This window comes from Catenuloplanes nepalensis (assembly GCF_030811575.1).
GTDB lineage: Bacteria > Actinomycetota > Actinomycetes > Mycobacteriales > Micromonosporaceae > Catenuloplanes > Catenuloplanes nepalensis.
This window is the reverse complement of sequence record NZ_JAUSRA010000001.1, coordinates 4,100,749-4,117,094: the sequence shown is the minus strand read 5'-3', so window position 1 is coordinate 4,117,094 and position 16,346 is coordinate 4,100,749. Positions and strand designations below refer to the sequence as shown.

At 74.3% G+C, this 16,346-nt stretch carries 7 protein-coding genes (1 of these 7 running past the window's edge); 5 read left to right on the top strand and 2 right to left on the bottom strand.

What is annotated here, in order from left to right; all coding sequences use genetic code 11:
• Positions 1–11: 11 nt before the first annotated feature.
• The gene (locus tag J2S43_RS17575; RefSeq protein WP_306830501.1) at positions 12–923 is read left to right on the top strand and encodes an AraC family transcriptional regulator; all 912 of its coding nucleotides are present in this window, start codon (positions 12–14) and stop codon (positions 921–923) included.
• A gap of 82 nt (positions 924–1,005) precedes the next feature.
• Here J2S43_RS17575 and J2S43_RS17570 read toward each other — a convergent pair whose 3' ends face one another.
• The gene (locus J2S43_RS17570) at positions 1,006–2,019 is read right to left on the bottom strand and encodes a zinc-dependent alcohol dehydrogenase (RefSeq protein ID WP_306830499.1); all 1,014 of its coding nucleotides are present in this window, start codon (positions 2,017–2,019) and stop codon (positions 1,006–1,008) included.
• A 77-nt stretch (positions 2,020–2,096) separates the two neighbouring features.
• Between J2S43_RS17570 and J2S43_RS17565 the strand changes: the two genes are divergently transcribed.
• Positions 2,097–3,512 carry a LacI family DNA-binding transcriptional regulator gene (locus tag J2S43_RS17565; RefSeq protein WP_306830498.1) on the top strand — a complete coding sequence of 472 codons (1,416 nt, stop codon included), beginning with the start codon at positions 2,097–2,099 and terminating at the stop codon, positions 3,510–3,512.
• Between the two features lie 214 nt (positions 3,513–3,726).
• Here the strand turns inward: J2S43_RS17565 and J2S43_RS17560 are convergent, their stop codons facing one another.
• On the bottom strand, positions 3,727–4,830 hold the full coding sequence (locus tag J2S43_RS17560; RefSeq protein ID WP_306839323.1) for a winged helix DNA-binding domain-containing protein: 1,104 nt from the start codon (positions 4,828–4,830) through the stop codon (positions 3,727–3,729).
• A gap of 354 nt (positions 4,831–5,184) precedes the next feature.
• Here J2S43_RS17560 and panD point away from each other — a divergent pair, with 354 nt between their 5' ends.
• The 3 genes in view from panD to J2S43_RS17545 are tightly spaced (at most 44 nt apart) and all read left to right on the top strand, a layout consistent with a single transcriptional unit that may run on beyond the window.
• Entirely contained in the window at positions 5,185–5,604 is a 420-nt protein-coding gene (panD, locus tag J2S43_RS17555) for an aspartate 1-decarboxylase (RefSeq protein WP_306830496.1), read from the top strand.
• A gap of 28 nt (positions 5,605–5,632) precedes the next feature.
• A complete protein-coding gene (locus tag J2S43_RS17550) occupies positions 5,633–5,848 on the top strand; it encodes an MbtH family protein (protein WP_306830495.1) in 216 nt (71 codons plus the stop codon).
• 44 nt (positions 5,849–5,892) lie between these two features.
• A protein-coding gene (locus tag J2S43_RS17545; protein WP_306830493.1) for a non-ribosomal peptide synthetase crosses the window boundary here: on the top strand, positions 5,893–16,346 show its 5' portion. It continues 580 nt past the right edge of the window; the window shows 10,454 of its 11,034 coding nt (coding positions 1–10,454); it begins with the start codon at positions 5,893–5,895; its stop codon lies beyond the right edge, outside the window.

Below are 16,346 nucleotides of genomic sequence, written 5' to 3'. Positions count from 1 at the left end.
ATCGTCTGCCCATGTCGACGCCGCCCGTGGGCAACGCCCACGCGATGCTGCACTTCAACGACGGCTCGGTCGCCTACGCGGGCCACTACCTGCACGAAGGCGTGCACGAGACGCACACGCACAGCTTCGTGGAGATCGCGGTCGTGGTCGGTGGCTCCGGCGTCCACCACAGCCTGGCCGGGCGCCGGAAACTCGAGGTCGGCGACACGATCCTGCTCCGGCCCGGCGTCTGGCACGGCTACGAGGAGTGCCGTGGCCTGGACCTCTACAACTGCTGCTTCTCCACCGAGCTGCTGCGGCGGGAGCTGGCCTGGATGCGCGGCGACCCGATGCTCGGCTACCTGCTGTGGACCGGGCCGTACTCCGACCGGCGCCGCGGCATCCTCACCACCCGGCTGACCGGTGACGCGCTGACCGAGTCGCTGGCCCACCTGGACGCGCTCGACCGGCTCCGCGCGCGGCCGGTCGCGGTGCACCGCGGCGACATCATCGGCCGGCTCACACTGCTGCTCAGCCACCTGGCCCGGTCGATCTTCGACGTCGGTGCCGCGCCCGGCCGCACCCACCCGGCCGTCACCCGCGCGATGCACCTGCTGGAGGAGCGCCCGGCGTACGCGTGGAGTCTCACCGCGCTCGCGGACGAGCTGCACCTGACCCCCGGCCACCTGGTCCGGGTGTTCAAGACCGCGACCGGCCTGCCGCCGATGGCCTACCTGAACCGGCACCGGGTGGAGATCGCGGCCGACCGGCTGCTGCACTCCGACGCCGCGATCAGCCGGATCGGCGAGATGGTCGGCTGGCCCGACCCGAACTACTTCGCCCGCCGCTTCCGCGCCCACTACGGCATGAGCGCCTCCGCCTACCGCGCCCGCTTCACCCACCGGGTCGCCAAACTCCGCACGTTCACCGGTATCAACGCGTAGATCGTGCTAACCCGCAGGCCGGACCCCATATTCTGGCCCGCGGGCGCACGTCGGCTCGTATCAGCCGCTGGTTTTGATCGTTTCAGAAAGTGACGACGACCTTCTCGGCCGCGCCGGGCGTGGCGGCCAGCGTCAACGCCTCCCGCACCCGGCCGAACGGAACGGTGTCGCTGACGATCAGCGCGTACTTCTCCCAGTTCGCGATCAGGTCGTCGGTCACCTCGAAGATCTCGCTGGGGTAGCCCATGGACAGCACGATGGTCAGCTCCGTGGTCAGCAGGCGTCCGAAGTCGACACTCGCCGGCCGTTTGTGCACGGCGACGATGCCGAGCGTGGCGCCGTGCTTCGCACTCGCCAGCGCGGTCTCCAGCACGGCGGGCGCGCCGGCCGCGTCCAGGTAGATGTCGGTGCCGGGTTTGGCCCCGGAGACCAGGCCGGCCCGTGCGGTCCCGTGCAGCTCGGCCAGCCGTGCCGCCACGTCCTCCTCGGCAGAGTTGATCACCGCGTCCGCGCCGACCGCGAGCGCCTTCTCCAGCCGGTTCGGCACGAGGTCGACGGCCACGACGTGCGCGGCACCCGCGAGCTTCAGGCTGATCACCGCGCCGAGACCGATCGGCCCGGCTCCGAAGACCACCGCGGTGTCGCCTGGCTTCGGGCTCGTCCGGTTGACCGCGTGCCGGGCCACTGCCATCGGCTCGTTCAGCGCCGCGACCTCCCACGGCACGTGCGGCGGAATGACGCGCAGATGCACGCCGGCCCGCGCCTCCCTGATCACGATCAGGTCGGAGAGCGCGCCCTGCGCACCGCCGCTGCCGATGATGCCGTCGATCGCGGCCATCGGGTTGACCACCACGTGGTCACCCTCGCCGATGCCGGTGACGTTCCGGCCCACGGCGACGACCTCGCCGGCCGGCTCGTGCCCGAGCGGCGTGGCGCCCTGCCGTGGCGGAATGCCGCCGACCGCGGTGTACATCGCGTCGGACCCGCAGATGCCGCAGGCCTTGACCGCGATCAGGACGTCGTCGTCGCCGCACTCCGGCCGCGGCACCTCGCGGACCTCGGTCGTGCCCGGCCCGGTCACCAGAACGCTACGCATGACCCTCACCTCCACTAAATCGAATTAGTGACGAGAGGGTACGCTACATTTCCGCGAAACGATCGGGAGGGCGACTTTTGCCGAGGGTCACGCTCAAGGACGTCGCACGCGCCAGCGGCGTCTCGGCCGCGACGGTGAGCTTCGTGCTCAACGCGACACCGGGCCAGACCATCCCGGCGGAGACGCGCGCCCGCGTCCGGCAGGCCGCGACCGCGCTCGGCTACGTCCCGCACGGCATCGCCCGCGCGCTGCGCGAAGGCGCCTCCCGCATCGTCCTGCTCAACGCGGGCCGGCTGCGGCCGGGCGGAAGCCTGCAGAGCTTCATCACCGGCCTCGACGCCGAGTTGGCCGCGCACGGCCATACCCTGCTCGTCCGTTACGGCGCGGCGGCCGATGACGCGGAGGCCGATGACGCGGAGGCCGATGGCGTGGCGGCCGGTGGCGTGGCGGCCGGTGGCGTGGCGGCCGGTGGCGTGGCGGCCGGTGGCGCGGCGACCGACGGCGCGGCCCGGCCGGATGGCGGCGCGGCCGACGGCGCGCCGAGCACCGCCGGTGGCCACGGCGCCGCCGCGGTCGGTACGGCGGCTTGGACCACCGATGCGCCGGTCGGCAGGACGGTGCCGCCCGATGCGCCGGGGGCGGCGCTGCGGCGCGTCGTCGATGCCGCGAATCCGCGCGCCGTGATCGACTTGCAGCGCATCTACGCCGACGACGAGTCCGACCTGCGTGACGGCGGCTGGCACGACGGTATGGCGGCGCACGCCGACACCCAGATCGCCTACCTCGCCGACCGGGGTCACCGCCGCATCGTCTTCGCGTTGCCTCCGGATCCGGCCCTGGCCCGGTTCGCCGCACTGCGCCTCCGGCACGCGCGGGCCGCCGCCGGAGAGCGCGGCCTTCCACCACTGGAGACGCTGCAACTCGGCACCGATCGCGCGGACAACGGCATCCGTCTGCGAGCCCTGCTGTCCGCGGGCTCCGCGCCGACGACGCCCGCGGTGTCCGCGTCAGCCGGCCCGCCTACGCCAGCCGCGCCGCCCACCGAGCCTCCGGCGCCTGGATCACCGGGCGGCGGTTTGCCTGGATCATCGTTGGCCGACGGCTCGCCCCGACGCCGAAAGGTCAGTAAGCCGGCCGGTCTGCCTGCGCCGGCCGCGGTGGTGGAGTCGGCTGGGCCGGCGGCGGTGGTGGAGTCGGCTGGGCCGGCGGTGGTGGTGGAGCCGGCCGGGCCGACCGCGGTGGCCGCGTTCGACGACGACACGGCGCTTCGGGTGCTGGCCGCGCTTGCTGATCAGGGACTCCGCGCGCCGGAGGATCTCGCCGTCATCGGCTTCGATGACGCGCCACACGGCGAGTTGTGGACGCCGGCGCTGACCACCGTCCACATCGATGCCGCCGGTTACGGCCGCCGGGCCGGCCGAGCAGCGCTCGGACTGGACACCGGCGCCGTCCCACCGAATCCGTCCATCGTCATCCGGCGGGAGTCCACGTGACGGGCGCGCCCTCCGCTCCGTACCGGCGGATGGGTTGGATCGGCGGAAGGAGCCGATGACCGCAAGCCGGGCGGGCCCGCGCTCCACCCGGATTCCGGTGTCAGGGTCACCGGGCGGCGGTTCTCCGGTGATCCAGGCGTCATTGAAGTCGTCGGAACGACTTCAATGACGCCTGGGTCGTGATCGGCCGGCGGCTCACCCCGACGTCGAAAGGTCAGTGACCTACGGTTCGCACCTCGGCGGCCGGCAGGTCCTTCGCCCACCAGTGGCCGTACCGGCGGTAGACGAGCGGTTCGCGGCCGGCGAGGAAGGCGAGCAGGGACCGCGCCTCGGTCTCCAGGTCGTGCCAGGTCGCGTCGTCCAGCGGGTGGAACGCGGTGATCTCGACGCCCTCGCCGGTGGCCCGCCACACGCCGGCGACCTGCCCGTCGACCAGCACGGCGGGGAGGACGTCGCCGTTCCGGCGGAAGATCACCGGGCGGTACGCCGGTGGTACGACGCGGCTGCGGTCGGCGTAGGCGAGCAGGATGCTGTCCCACATCGGCAGCAGCCGGGGTGGCGCGATCGTGTCCTCGTCCGGGAGCACGCCGCCCGGCACGTCCAGCAGCCGGCCGTCCAGCCGGATCAGCCGGTCGCCGAGCCCGGCCACGGCGCGCCGGATCGCTGACTGAGTCATCAGGCTGAACTGCCCGATGTCCTGCATCGTGGCGGGCCCGAACCCCTGCAGATAGCGGAGTACGAGGTCCTGCACCGCCTCCTCGTGCGGCCGGGAGCCCGCGGCGGCGACGTAGGTGGCGGGCGGCGGACCGTACGCCCACGGGCCGCCGGTGGGCACGTGCCGTAGCGGGGCGAACGTGCGCAGCGCCCACCACACCCACCGGCCGGGCGCGCCGGACCGCTCCGCCAGCATCGCCTCGATGTCCGCACCGGTGCGCGGCGTCCCGGCGAACTCGGCCAGCGCGGGCAGCAGCGCGTCGCCGTCCGCATCGGACAGGCCGGTGCCCGTGTACCGGTTGTCGTGGAGTCGGCCGTCGCGCAACCGGGGCGCCATCGCGCCGTGCAGGATCGGCCAGTCCTCCGCGTGCACCGCGTGCAGTGTCATCCGGACCAGCGTGGCCCGCACCACGGTGCCGTCGGCGAACGCGGCGTCGAGCGCGGCCGGGTCGAAGCCGGACAGCCGGTTCCACAGTGCCAGGTACGGCGACGCGGGCGACTGGGCCTGCAGTGCGACGACACGGCGGACGCCGTCCGCCGTGGACAGCGGTTCGCGCGCGAGCAGCAGTTGGCGGGCGAGCGTGGCGCGATTGAGCCGCTTCATCGAGGTCACCGGTCACAGTGTTCCGAAACGCGGGGCCGCCCGGGTGAGAAATCGGTTTCGCCACGTCGTCGATCGTTCATCGTCGCTGGTGGTATCGGTGGCGATGCGTGGTGTGGCACACGCATGGTGATCAAGACCTTGCGGGACCGGGTGACCATGGTTAGCCTAGCCTAAGTTCCGGGGGAATCGACGGATGTGATCCGCCGTCGGGCATCTTCCTCCTCGTCTGCGAGGTGCTGGATCCACCAGTGGCAGCCGGTACGGGGCCTTACCGCCGCGTACGGGCCGATGACGTGTGCCCGCCGAACGCATCGATCGGCGTTCACGCGCCAATTCATCACGACAGGAGACGAAGTGCAGCGCATCGTGCTCAACGGAAAGATTCATCGCGCCACCGTCACCCAGGCCGACCTGCATTATGTGGGATCGCTGACCATCGACGCCGACCTGATGAAGGCGGCCGACATCGTCGAGGGCGAGCGCGTCCAGGTCGTCGACATCACCAACGGCGCACGCCTGGAGACCTACGCCATCACCGGCCCCGCGGGCAGCGGCGTGATCGGCGTCAACGGTGCCGCCGCGCACCTCGTGCACCCCGGTGACCTGGTCATCGTCATCACCTACGCGATGCTGTCCGAGGCCGAGCTGGCCGGTCACGCACCGCGGGTCGTGCACGTCGACGAGGGCAACCGGATCGTGGCGCTCGGCGCGTCACCGTCCGAGCCGGTGCCCGGCCGGCCCGAGCTGGCCGACGGCGCCGTCGCCGCCCGGTAAATCGTTCCTGCGAATTGGAGAAATCGCGATGACGAATCCGTTCGATGACGAGAACGGCGTATTCCTGGTGCTCGTGAACGACGAGGGACAACATTCCCTCTGGCCCGAGTTCGCCGAGGTCCCGGCCGGCTGGCAGACCGTTTTCGGCCCGTCCGGCCGGGACGAGAGCCTCGCCTACGTGGAGCGGCACTGGACCGACATGCGCCCCCGCAGCCTGCAGGAGGCGATGGACCGCGCCGACTGACCGAAACGGCAAAACGGACATCCCTCGAACAGAGAGCGGTTGCGGTGAGTAACGAGAACAACGGTTCGCGACTGCCCCTGACCGGTGCCCAGCTGGGCGTCTGGTATGCCCTTCAGCTCCACCCCGGCACCACCGCCTACGACATCGGCGGCTACGCCGAGATCCGCGGCCCGCTCGACCCCGACCTGCTCGAGGCCGCCGCCGTCACCGTCGTCGTCGAGGCCGAGTCGCTGCGCGCCCGCTTCGACGTCACGGACGGAGCCGTCAGTCAGTCCATCGTTCCCGGACTCAAGCCGCCGACCGCCCGGGTCGACCTCAGCGGCGCGCTCGACCCGGCCGCCGCGGCCCGCGCATGGCTCGCGGCGTCGTTCACCGAGCCGCGCGACCCGCTGCGCGACCCGCTGGCCGAGTTCACGCTGCTGCGGCTCGGCCCGGACCTGCACTGGTGGTGCCCGCGCGCCCATCACCTGGTGCTGGACGGCTACAGCATGCCGCTGGTCTGCGCCCGGATCGCGGACGTCTACCGCGCCCGATCGCGTGGACTCCCGGACGGCGACAGCCCGTTCCGGCCGTACCGGCTGCTCATCGAGGCAGACGCCGCCTACCGGGAGTCCGCCGGCCGGCGCGCCGACCAGGAGTTCTGGGCGGAGCGGGCCGGAGCCGGACGCGCTGTGCCGACGCTCAGCGGGCGGGGACCGCAACCGCCCGGGCCGTTCCACCGCAGCAGCATCGAGGTGCCGTTCGCGTCCGCCGGGACCGCGTCCTGGGGCGAGACCGCGCTGGCCGCGTTCGCCGCCTGGCTGTCCCGGCTGACCGGCTCGCCCGAGGTCAGCGTGGGCATCCCGTTCACGGCCAGGGCCGGTGCGCTGCTGCGCGTGCCCGGCGACGCCGCCAACGTGCTGCCGCTGCACGTGACCGTGCCGCGCGGCACCGACGCCGGTGCACTGACCGCTCAGACAGCCGCGGCGCTCGCGGCGGCCCGCCGGCACCAGCGCTATCGCGGTGAGGACCTGGCCCGCACCGGCCCGATCCACGGGCCCAGCGTGAACCTGAAGTACTTCGACTACCGCCTCGACTTCGGCACCGCGGTGGCGGAGCTGCACAGCATCGCGGCCGGCCCGGTCGACGACCTGACGCTCTCCGTCCGCCGCTCGGACACCGGGCTCCTGCTGGACCTGGACGCGAACGCCGGCGCCTACGGCCGCGCGGAGACCGACGGTCTCCTGCGGAGTCTCGGCGAGTTCCTCGCCGCGTTCGACGGGCCACTGGACAGCATCGACCTCGCGGGTACGGCGTCCGCGCGCGCCGCCGGGGGACAGTCCATCGGGCGCCCGCTCCCGGCGTCGCCGCGCCCATCGCTCACGGACGCGTTCGCCGCGCAGGCCGCGACGACGCCGGACGCGATCGCGCTGCACGACCGCGGGCGCACCTGGACGTTCGCGGCGCTGCACGCGGAGGTGGAGCGGCTCGCGGCCGCGCTGCGCACCGCGGGCGCCGGGCCGGAGAGCCTGATCGCGCTGGCCCTGCCACGGAGCGCCGACGTGGTGGTGGCCATGCTCGCGGTCGCCCGCGCGGGCGCGGCCTGGCTGCCGCTCGACCTGAGCCAGCCCGCTGACCGCCTCGACTTCATGCTGCGCGACGCGACACCGTTCGCAATGCTCGTCCCGGACTCGGCGTCTCGACCGATCGACCCGCCACCCGGCATCGCGGTTCTCCCCGTCTCCGCGCCGCCCGGCACCGCCGTTCCAGCAGATTTCGTGCCAGCTGGCACCGCACTTCCCGCGCCGCCCGGCACCGCCGATCCCGCCGACTTCGTGTCGTCCGGCAACGCAGTTGCCGCCGTCTCCGTGCCGTCCGGCACTGTCGATTCTGCGCTGCCATCCGGCGCGGCCGAGGACGCGCGGCTCGCGTATGCGATCTACACCTCCGGCTCGACCGGGCGGCCGAAGGCCGTGCAGGTCAGCCAGGGCGCGCTCGCCTCGCTCCTGGCCGGCCACCGCGACGGCGTGATGGCCCGCGTGCCGGCGGGGCGCCGACTGCGCATCGCGCACACCGCGCCGCTGTCGTTCGACGCCGCGCTCGACCCGCTGCTGTGGATGGTCGCCGGCCACGAGCTGGTGCTGGTGCCCGAGGACGTCTACCGCGACCCGGCCGCGCTGGTCCGGCTGGTCCGCGACCAGCGCATCGACTACGTCGACACCACGCCCGGCCACCTGACTCTCCTGCTCGACGCCGGACTGCTCGACCCGGGCGTACACCACCCGTCAGTGCTCGTCTTCGGTGGCGAGGCCGCGCCGGCCGCGCTCTGGTCCCGGTTGCGCGCGATGACCGATCCACCGGTGAGCATCAACGCCTACGGCCCGACCGAGTACACGGTCGACGCGCTGCACGCGTCCGTCGGGGACGCGGATCGGCCGGTGCTGGGCGCGCCGATCGCGGGTGCGCGGGCCCTCGTCCTGGACGACGCGCTGCGGCTCGTGCCCGAGGGCGGCGTCGGCGAGCTCTACGTGGGCGGTCCCGGCCTGGCCCGCGGGTACGCCGGTCAAGCCGGCCGGACCGCCGCCCGGTTCGTCGCCGACCCGTGTGGGCCGCCCGGCGCCCGGCTGTTCCGCACCGGCGACCGCGTCCGGCTCCGCGTCGGCGGTGCCGTCGAATACCTCGGTCGCGCGGACGACCAGGTCAAGATCCGGGGTTTCCGCGTGGAACCCGGCGAGACCGAGGCCGTGCTCGCCGCCCACCCGCTCGTCGCGCACGCGGTCGTCGTGCCGCGCGAATCCGCGGGCGGCACCGTGCTCGTCGCCTACGTGGTCCCGGTTGACGCCGTTCCTCGCGCCGCACTCGACGCCTACCTGCGGGAGCGCCTCCCCGACTACCTCGTGCCCACCGCGATCGTGCCGTTGGACGCGCTGCCGATGACCCTCAACGGCAAGCTCGACCTCCACGCGCTGCCCGCGCCGGAGACGACCGCCACCGGCCGTGCGCCTCGTGGGCCGGTCGAGGAGACGCTGGCCGGGATCATCGCGGAGCTGCTGGACGTGCGCGAGGTCGGCGTGGACGACGACTTCTTCGCGCTCGGCGGGCACTCGCTGACCGCGGCCCGCCTGCTGACACTGGTCCGGACACGGCTCGGCGTCGAACTCGACCTGCGTGCCGTGTTCGCCGGCCGGACCCTGGCCGCGCTCGCCCGTACCGTCGAGGAGTCCCGGCGCACCGCGCGGCCGGCACTGACCGGCGGATCAGCCGGCGAGCGGACGCCGCTGTCCCCGGCGCAGCGCCGCTTCTGGTTCGCCGACCGGCTGGACGACGGCAGCGCGGTCTACAACATCCCGCTCGTCGTCACGCTGGACGGCCGGGTGGACGCGGACACGCTGCGCGCCGCGCTGCGCGACGTGGCCGTCCGGCACGAGACGCTGCGCACCGTCGTCGCGGAGGACGCGGACGGGCCCTGGCAGCGCGTGCTCGACGAACCCGGCGACCTGCTCACCGTGCACGACGCGGGCGCGGCGACCGAGACGCTGATCGACCGGGCGGTCCGCGAGCCGTTCGACCTCGCGCACCGGCCGCCGCTGCGCGCGGTGCTGCTGCGCGGTCCCGATGCCGACACCCTCGTCGTGGTCCTGCACCACCTGGCCGGCGACCAGACCGCGACCGGCGTGCTCCGCAGCGACCTGGCCGCCTGCTACGAGGCCCGCACCGAGGGCCGCGCACCCGCGCTCGCGCCGCTCACCGTGCGATACCGCGACTACACCCGTTGGCACGCAACCCTTCTCGCGCAGGTGATTCACGTGCCACCCGCGGAGGACCGTCTTGCAGGTGACGGCCCGGCCGAGCATGGCCTGTCCTTCGGTGAGCGGCAGCTCGGCTTCTGGCGGCGGGTGCTTTCCGGGCTGCCCGCGGAGGTGCCGCTCGCCCGGGACCGAGCGCGGCCGGCCGAGCCCGCGAGCGCGGGCGCCGTCCACCGGGCCGTGCTCGACGCACGGTCGCACGCGAGGCTGCGCGAGTTCGCGCGGCACCGCGGGGTGACCACGTTCGCGGCGCTGCACACCGCGACCGTGATCGTGCTCGACGCCTTCGGCGCCGGACCGGACCTGCCCATGGGTACGCCGATCGCGGCGCGACCCGACCCCGCACTGGACGCGGTCGTCGGCTGTTTCCTGAACACGGTCGTGCTGCGCGCGGACCTGACCGGCGAGCCCACGGTGGCGGCGCTGCTCGACCGCGTACAGCGCGCCGACGCGGCCGCGTTCGCCCACGCCGACCTGCCGTTCGAGCGGGTCGTGGAGGCGCTCAACCCGCCGCGCGAGCCCGGCCGGCACCCGCTCTTCCAGCTCATGATCATTCACGAGTACGCGCAGGACGAGACGCTCCGGCTCGGCGACGTCTCCGGGCGGGCGCGGCTGGCGGACACCGGCACCGCGAAGTTCGACCTGACCGTCAAGTTCACCGAGCGCGCGGACGGCATCGACGTCCGGGTCGAGTACGCCACCGCGCTCTTCGACGCCGGCCGCATCGAAGCGCTGAGCCAGGCCCTGCTGACCGTCCTCTCCGGACTGCCTGAGCACTCGCACAGCCGGCTGTCCCGCCTGCCGGTGCTGCCCGGCACGGCGTGGGACGCGGGCCACGGGCCGGACGTCGAGGTTCCGGACACCACGCTGCCCGCGCTGTTCGCGGCCGCGGCCGGCCGCCACGCGGATCGCACCGCGCTCGTCGACGACGCCACCGGGCGCCGCCTCACCTACGCCGAGCTGGACGCCGAGGCCGCACGCGTCGCCGCGGGCCTGCGCGCCCGGGGCGCCGGACCCGGCACGATCGTCGCGGTCGAGGTCCCGCGCTCGGTCGAACTGATCGTCGCGCTCTACGCCGTCCACAAGGCCGGTGCCGCCTACCTGCCGCTCGACCCGGACCACCCGGCCGAGCGCACCGCCCTGATGCTCGATGACGCGCGGCCGGTCGTGCACCTGCACGCGGACACCGTCCGCGGCCTGGCCGCCGCGCCCACGCCCGGCCGGCCGGCCACGCCGGGCGACGCGGCCTACGTCATCTACACGTCCGGGTCGACCGGGCGGCCGAAGGGCGTGGTCGTCCCGCACCGGGCGATCGTCAACCGTCTGCTGTGGATGCAACACGCCTATCCGCTGGACGGCGGCGACGTGGTGCTCCAGAAGACGCCGGCGGGCTTCGACGTGTCGGTCTGGGAGTTCTTCTGGCCGCTGCTCACCGGGGCCACGCTGGTGCTCGCGGCGCCCGGCGGGCATCGCGACCCCGGCTACCTGGTCGACGTGATCGCGCGGCACCGGGTGACGACGCTCCACTTCGTACCCTCGATGCTCGGTGCCTTTCTGACCGATCCGCGTGCGGGCGAGTGCGAGGGCGTGCGCCGCGTGTTCTGCAGCGGTGAGGCGTTGCCGGGCGGGCTGGTCGCGCGGTTCCGGGCGACGCTCCCGGCGGAGCTGCACAACCTCTACGGTCCCACCGAGGCCGCGGTCGACGTCACCGCGTGGCGCACCGGCGACGCAGACACCCGCACGCCCGCGCCGATCGGCCGTCCGGTGTGGAACACCGGCGCGCACGTGCTCGACCACCGGCTCCGCCCCGCGCCCGCCGGCGTGCCCGGCGAGCTGTACCTGAGCGGCGTGCAGCTCGCCACCGGCTACCTCGGCCGGGCCGCGCTGACCGCCACCCGCTTCGTCGCCCACCCGCGGGTGCCCGGCGAACGCCTCTACCGCACCGGTGACCTGGCCCGCCGCCGGGTGGACGGCGCCGTCGACTATCTCGGCCGCGCCGACGACCAGGTCAAGGTCCGCGGGGTACGGATCGAGCTCGGCGAGGTGGAGGCCGCGCTGCAACGTCACCCCGGCGTCCGCGCGTCCGCGGCCACCACGCGCATCGACCGGGCCGGCAATGCCCGCCTGCTCGGCTTCGTCGTCCCCGCGCCCGGTGCCGTCCTCGCCCCGGACGCGGTCCGGACCTGGCTCGGGACGATCGTCCCGGACGCGCTCGTCCCGTCCACGATCCGCGTGCTGGACTCGTTGCCGCTCACGCCGAGCGGCAAGCTCGACCGCCGCGCGCTCCCGGTCACGCCACCGGATCAGGCGGTCAGCGTCCCGCCGCCGGTGGCCACGGCGCAGGCCGGTGCGGTCCGGGAGCCGGACGCGGTGGCCGTGGTGCGGCACGTCTTCGCGGAGGTGCTGGACCGGGCGGACGTGGACCCGGACACCGGGTTCTTCGCCGCCGGTGGGGACAGCATCCTCGCGATCCAGCTGGTCAACCGAGCTCGGGCGGCCGGGCTGCGGATCGGGGTCAAGGACGTGTTCGCGCACCAGAGCCCGGCCGCGCTCGCGGCCGTCGCCGAGCCGCTCGTCGCGACGGAGACCCGTCCACCGGCGGAGACCGGACCCGAGGCAGAGGGCCCGGTGGAGCTGACGCCGATCATGCACCGGCTGCGGGAACGCGGCGGGCTCGGCGACGCCGTGCAGTCCGCGACGGCGACGATGCCGCCCGGGACGGATCTGGCCGCGCTGACCGCCGCGGTCGAGACGCTGCTCGGCCGGCACCCCATGCTGCGGGTACGGCTGACGATCAGCGACCACGGCCACTGGTCACTGGCGGTCCCGCCGAGGGCCGAGACGCCGCCCGCCGGCGATCTCGTGCGAATCGGAGCCGACGACCGGGACGCCGCGATCCGCGCGCTGATCCGAGAGTCAGCTGCGACGCTCGATCCGCGGGCGGGCCGGAACTCGAGCTGGTGCCTGATACCGGCAGGGGACGGCGGCTCGCCGCTGGTCGTCGCGGTCGTCCACCACCTGGCGGTCGACACGGTCTCCTGGGGCATCCTCTGGGCCGACCTGCGCGCGGCCCTCGCCGGAACGCCGCTGCCGGCGACGCGACCGCTGGCGTTCCGCGCCTGGTCGGCACGCCTGCGCGAGCTTGCGTCGGCCCCCGCGATGCTCAGCCGATACGGCTACTGGCGCGACGTGGCGGACGCGGCCGCTCCGATCCTGCCGCCGGCGGGCGGATCCGTCCACGTCGGGCACGTCACGCTGTCGGTCGAGGCGGACGTGTTCGCGCCGCTGTGGGAATGGGCGGTCGATCAGTTCGGCTTCAGCGGCGAGGATCTGGTGCTGGCCGCGGTGGTCCAGGCCGCGGCGGCGCTGCATGCCGGTGACGCGCAGCGGGACGTCACGGTCGCGGTCGAGCGGCACGGGCGGGACGACGAGGCGACGTTCGGCACGGTCGGCTGGTTCACCAGCCTGTATCCGGTGCGCCTCGCGGCCGGCGCCGGGGTGGATCCGGTGGCGTCGCTCAAGGCGGTCAAGGAGACGCTGCGCGCGGTGCCGGACGGCGGGCTCGGCTACGGGCTGCTGCGCTACCTCAACCCGCAGACCGCGCCCGGACTCGCGGCGACGCCCGAGCCTGAGCTGTTGGTCAACTATCTCGGCAACCTGCCGGACGGCCTCGACCCGGACGTGCTCGGCGACGGCGGGCCGCACGAGCGCGGTGCGGAGCTGGTCGCCTGGACCGTCGACGGCCGGGCGTTGCGCGCGGTGCTGCTCGGCGCCGAGTCCTACGACCTGGCCCGGTTCCGGGACGCGCTCGGCGCCGCCTTCGCTGCGCTGAGTGAGGCGACAGCGTGGGCGGCCGGTGGCCGTACCCCGTCTGATCTGATGGTCAGGGGATTGTCCCAGGCCGATGTGGACGGTCTGGACGCGGATCACCCGGGTTGGCTGGACGTGGTTCCGGCCGGGCCGCTCCAGGAGGGCCTGGTCGCGTTGGCGCACACCGCGTTCGGCGACGCGGAGGAGCGTCCGGACGTGTACACGGTGCAGCTGCGCCTGCGGTTCCGCACGGTGCCGGACGCGGCCAGGATGCGGGCGGCGGTCGAGGCGCTGTTCGCGCGGCACGTGGGGCTGCGGCTCGGGCTGCGGCCGGTCGAGTCGGGGCGCGTGGTCGCGGTGCTGCATCCGCCGATGCCGGTGGAGCTGCGCGAGCATCGCGATCGTGACGTGGACGCGCTGGCCGGGGCACGGCGGCGGGAGCGGTTCGACCTGGCCCGGCCGCCGCTGTTCCGGTTCGATCTGGTGGCCGGTGCGGACGGCGCAGGCACGCTGATCATCACGGGTCACCATGCCGCTTGGGACGGCTGGTCCGCTCCGCTGCTGGTCAACGACCTGCTGGCACTCTACAGCGGCCGCCCGCCGGCCCCGGACGGCTCCGCGGCCCACCTCACCTACCTCCGCGACCTCGCCACCCGCGATGCTGCGGCGGTCCGTGATGCCGCGGTGACCCGTGATGCTGGGGCGGTCCGCGATGCCGCGGTGACCCGTGATGCTGGGGCGGTCTGCGATGCCGCGGCGGACGGCCCCGATGCCGTCAACGATCGAGGTTGGGGAGCCGGCCGGGGAGCGGTGGCCCGCGACGACGCGGGAACCGGCCACGGCGGCGCGGCCGGTCGCGAGGCCGAAGCCGGTACCGGACCGGAAGGCGACCGCGCGGCCTGGCGCACGCTGCTGGACGGGCTCGACGGGCCGACGCTGCTGGTCCCGGGCGCGGCCACGGCCGGGGACACGCTGCCCGCCGAGGTGCGGGTGCCCCTGCCGGAGGAGCTGGGCGACGCGTTGCGGCGCCGGGCCGGTGCGCGCGGCCTCACGCTCAACACGCTGCTGCAGGGCGCGTGGGGGCTGGTGCTGGCGCGCCGGACCGGCCGCACCGACACGACGTTCGGCATCACGGTCTCCGGACGGCCGCCGGAGATCGACGGGCTGGACCGGGCGATCGGCCTGTTCGTCAACACGGTCCCGGCACGGTGCGAGACGCGGGCCGGGGACACGTTCGGCGACGTGCTGGCCCGGCTGCAGCAACGGCAGGCCGCGACGGCCGCGCACCACCGGGTCGGGCTGGCGGCGATCCAGCGCGGGCTCGGCACGCTGTTCGACACGCTGCTGGTGTTCGAGAACTATCCGCTGGACGAGGCCGCGCTGCTCGGCCCGGCCGGTGGCGCGGACGCGGGCCTGGTCGCGATCGAGGCGGACGACGCCACCCACTACCCGGTGACGCTGACGGTCTTCCCGGGCGACGAGATCGGGCTCGCGCTCGGCTACCGCCCGGACCTGCTCGACGCGGACGCCGCGCACGCGTTCCTCGCGGAGCTGCGCGACGTGCTGGAACTGTTCGCGGCCGGGCTGTCGGAGCCGGTGACCCTGGCCGACGTGCACCCGATGCCTTCCGGTCCCACCGGGGTGGCAGCGAACCTCCGACCGAGCGCTCAGACAGCCACCGGCGTGACCACTCAGGCGGTTGACCGCGCGGACGATCAGGAGCCTGGCCGGTCAGACAGCCGGGCGGCGGACCCGGCCGCCGGCCAGCTCTCGGGTCACGTGGATGCCCGGGTCGCGGGCCACGCCGCCACCGCCACCACCGCCACCGCCACCGGCGTTGGCACGGCCAGCGTCGGCAAGGCCGCCGCCTCCGGCACCGCCGCCTCCGGCACCGCCACCGGCGTCGGCGTCGGCACGGCCAGCGTCGGCACGGCCGCCGCCTCCGGCGCTGTCGGCGCCGGTGAAACGGGCGGGGAGCAGGGTGGGACCGCTGCTGAGCGGCTGGCCGGGATCTTCGCCGACATCCTGGAGATTCCGCACGCCGCCCCGGACGACAGCTTCCTCGCGCTCGGCGGCGACAGCATCCTCGCCATCCAGCTCGTCGCCCGCGCCCGCGCCGCCGGCCTGCACTTCAGCGCCGCCGACGTCTTCACCCACCGCACCGCCGCCGCGCTCGCCACGGCCGCCGCCGCGCCCAACAGCACCACCCGGCCCCCGGCCAAGGACGCGTTCGCCACCTCGCACCTGACCCCGATCATGCACTGGCTGCGCGACCTCGGCGGACCGATCGGCTCCTACAGCCAGTCCATGCGGCTGCGCCTGCCCGCCGGAACCACCGAGCAGCGACTCGTCCAGGTGATCCAGCGGGTCCTCGACCGGCATCCGATGCTCCGCGCCCGATTCGACGCCGGCTGGCGGCTCACCGCCGCGTCCCCGGGCACGGTCCGGGCCGAGGACGTCCTCACCGTCACGACCGGCGACCCCGGAGACGCGACCGCCGAGGCCGCCGCCCGCCTCGACCCGCACGCCGGCGTCTGCACCCGGTGGGTGCTGCTCCGGGACAGCGGCACGTTGCTGGTCGTCGCGCACCACCTGGTGATCGACGGCGTCAGCTGGCGGGTGCTGATGGCCGACCTGGCCGGCGCCGCGCGGGACACCCCGCTGCCCGCGCCCGCGACCGGCTTCGACGACTGGACCGCGCTGCTGGCCACGGACGCCGGGACGTCCAAGCGCGCCCAGGAACTGCACCACTGGCAGCGCGCCCTGGACGCGCCCCCGCCGTTCCCCGGACTGAGTCTCGACGCAGCCCGGGACACCGCGGCCACCCGGCGCGAGCTGACGCTGAGTCTCGACTCCAGCGAGACCGAGGCCGTGCTCGCCCTCGGCGCGGAGGACGTGCTGCT

What these genes read in the sequence shown, in the direction of transcription:
- J2S43_RS17575 (WP_306830501.1), top strand. Translation starts at nt 12, where the DNA reads ATGTCGACGCCGCCCGTGGGCAACGCCCACGCGATGCTGCACTTCAAC.
- J2S43_RS17550 (WP_306830495.1), top strand. Translation starts at nt 5,633, where the DNA reads ATGACGAATCCGTTCGATGACGAGAACGGCGTATTCCTGGTGCTCGTG.
- J2S43_RS17560 (WP_306839323.1), bottom strand. Translation starts at nt 4,830, where the DNA reads ATGAAGCGGCTCAATCGCGCCACGCTCGCCCGCCAACTGCTGCTCGCG.
- J2S43_RS17570 (WP_306830499.1), bottom strand. Translation starts at nt 2,019, where the DNA reads ATGCGTAGCGTTCTGGTGACCGGGCCGGGCACGACCGAGGTCCGCGAG.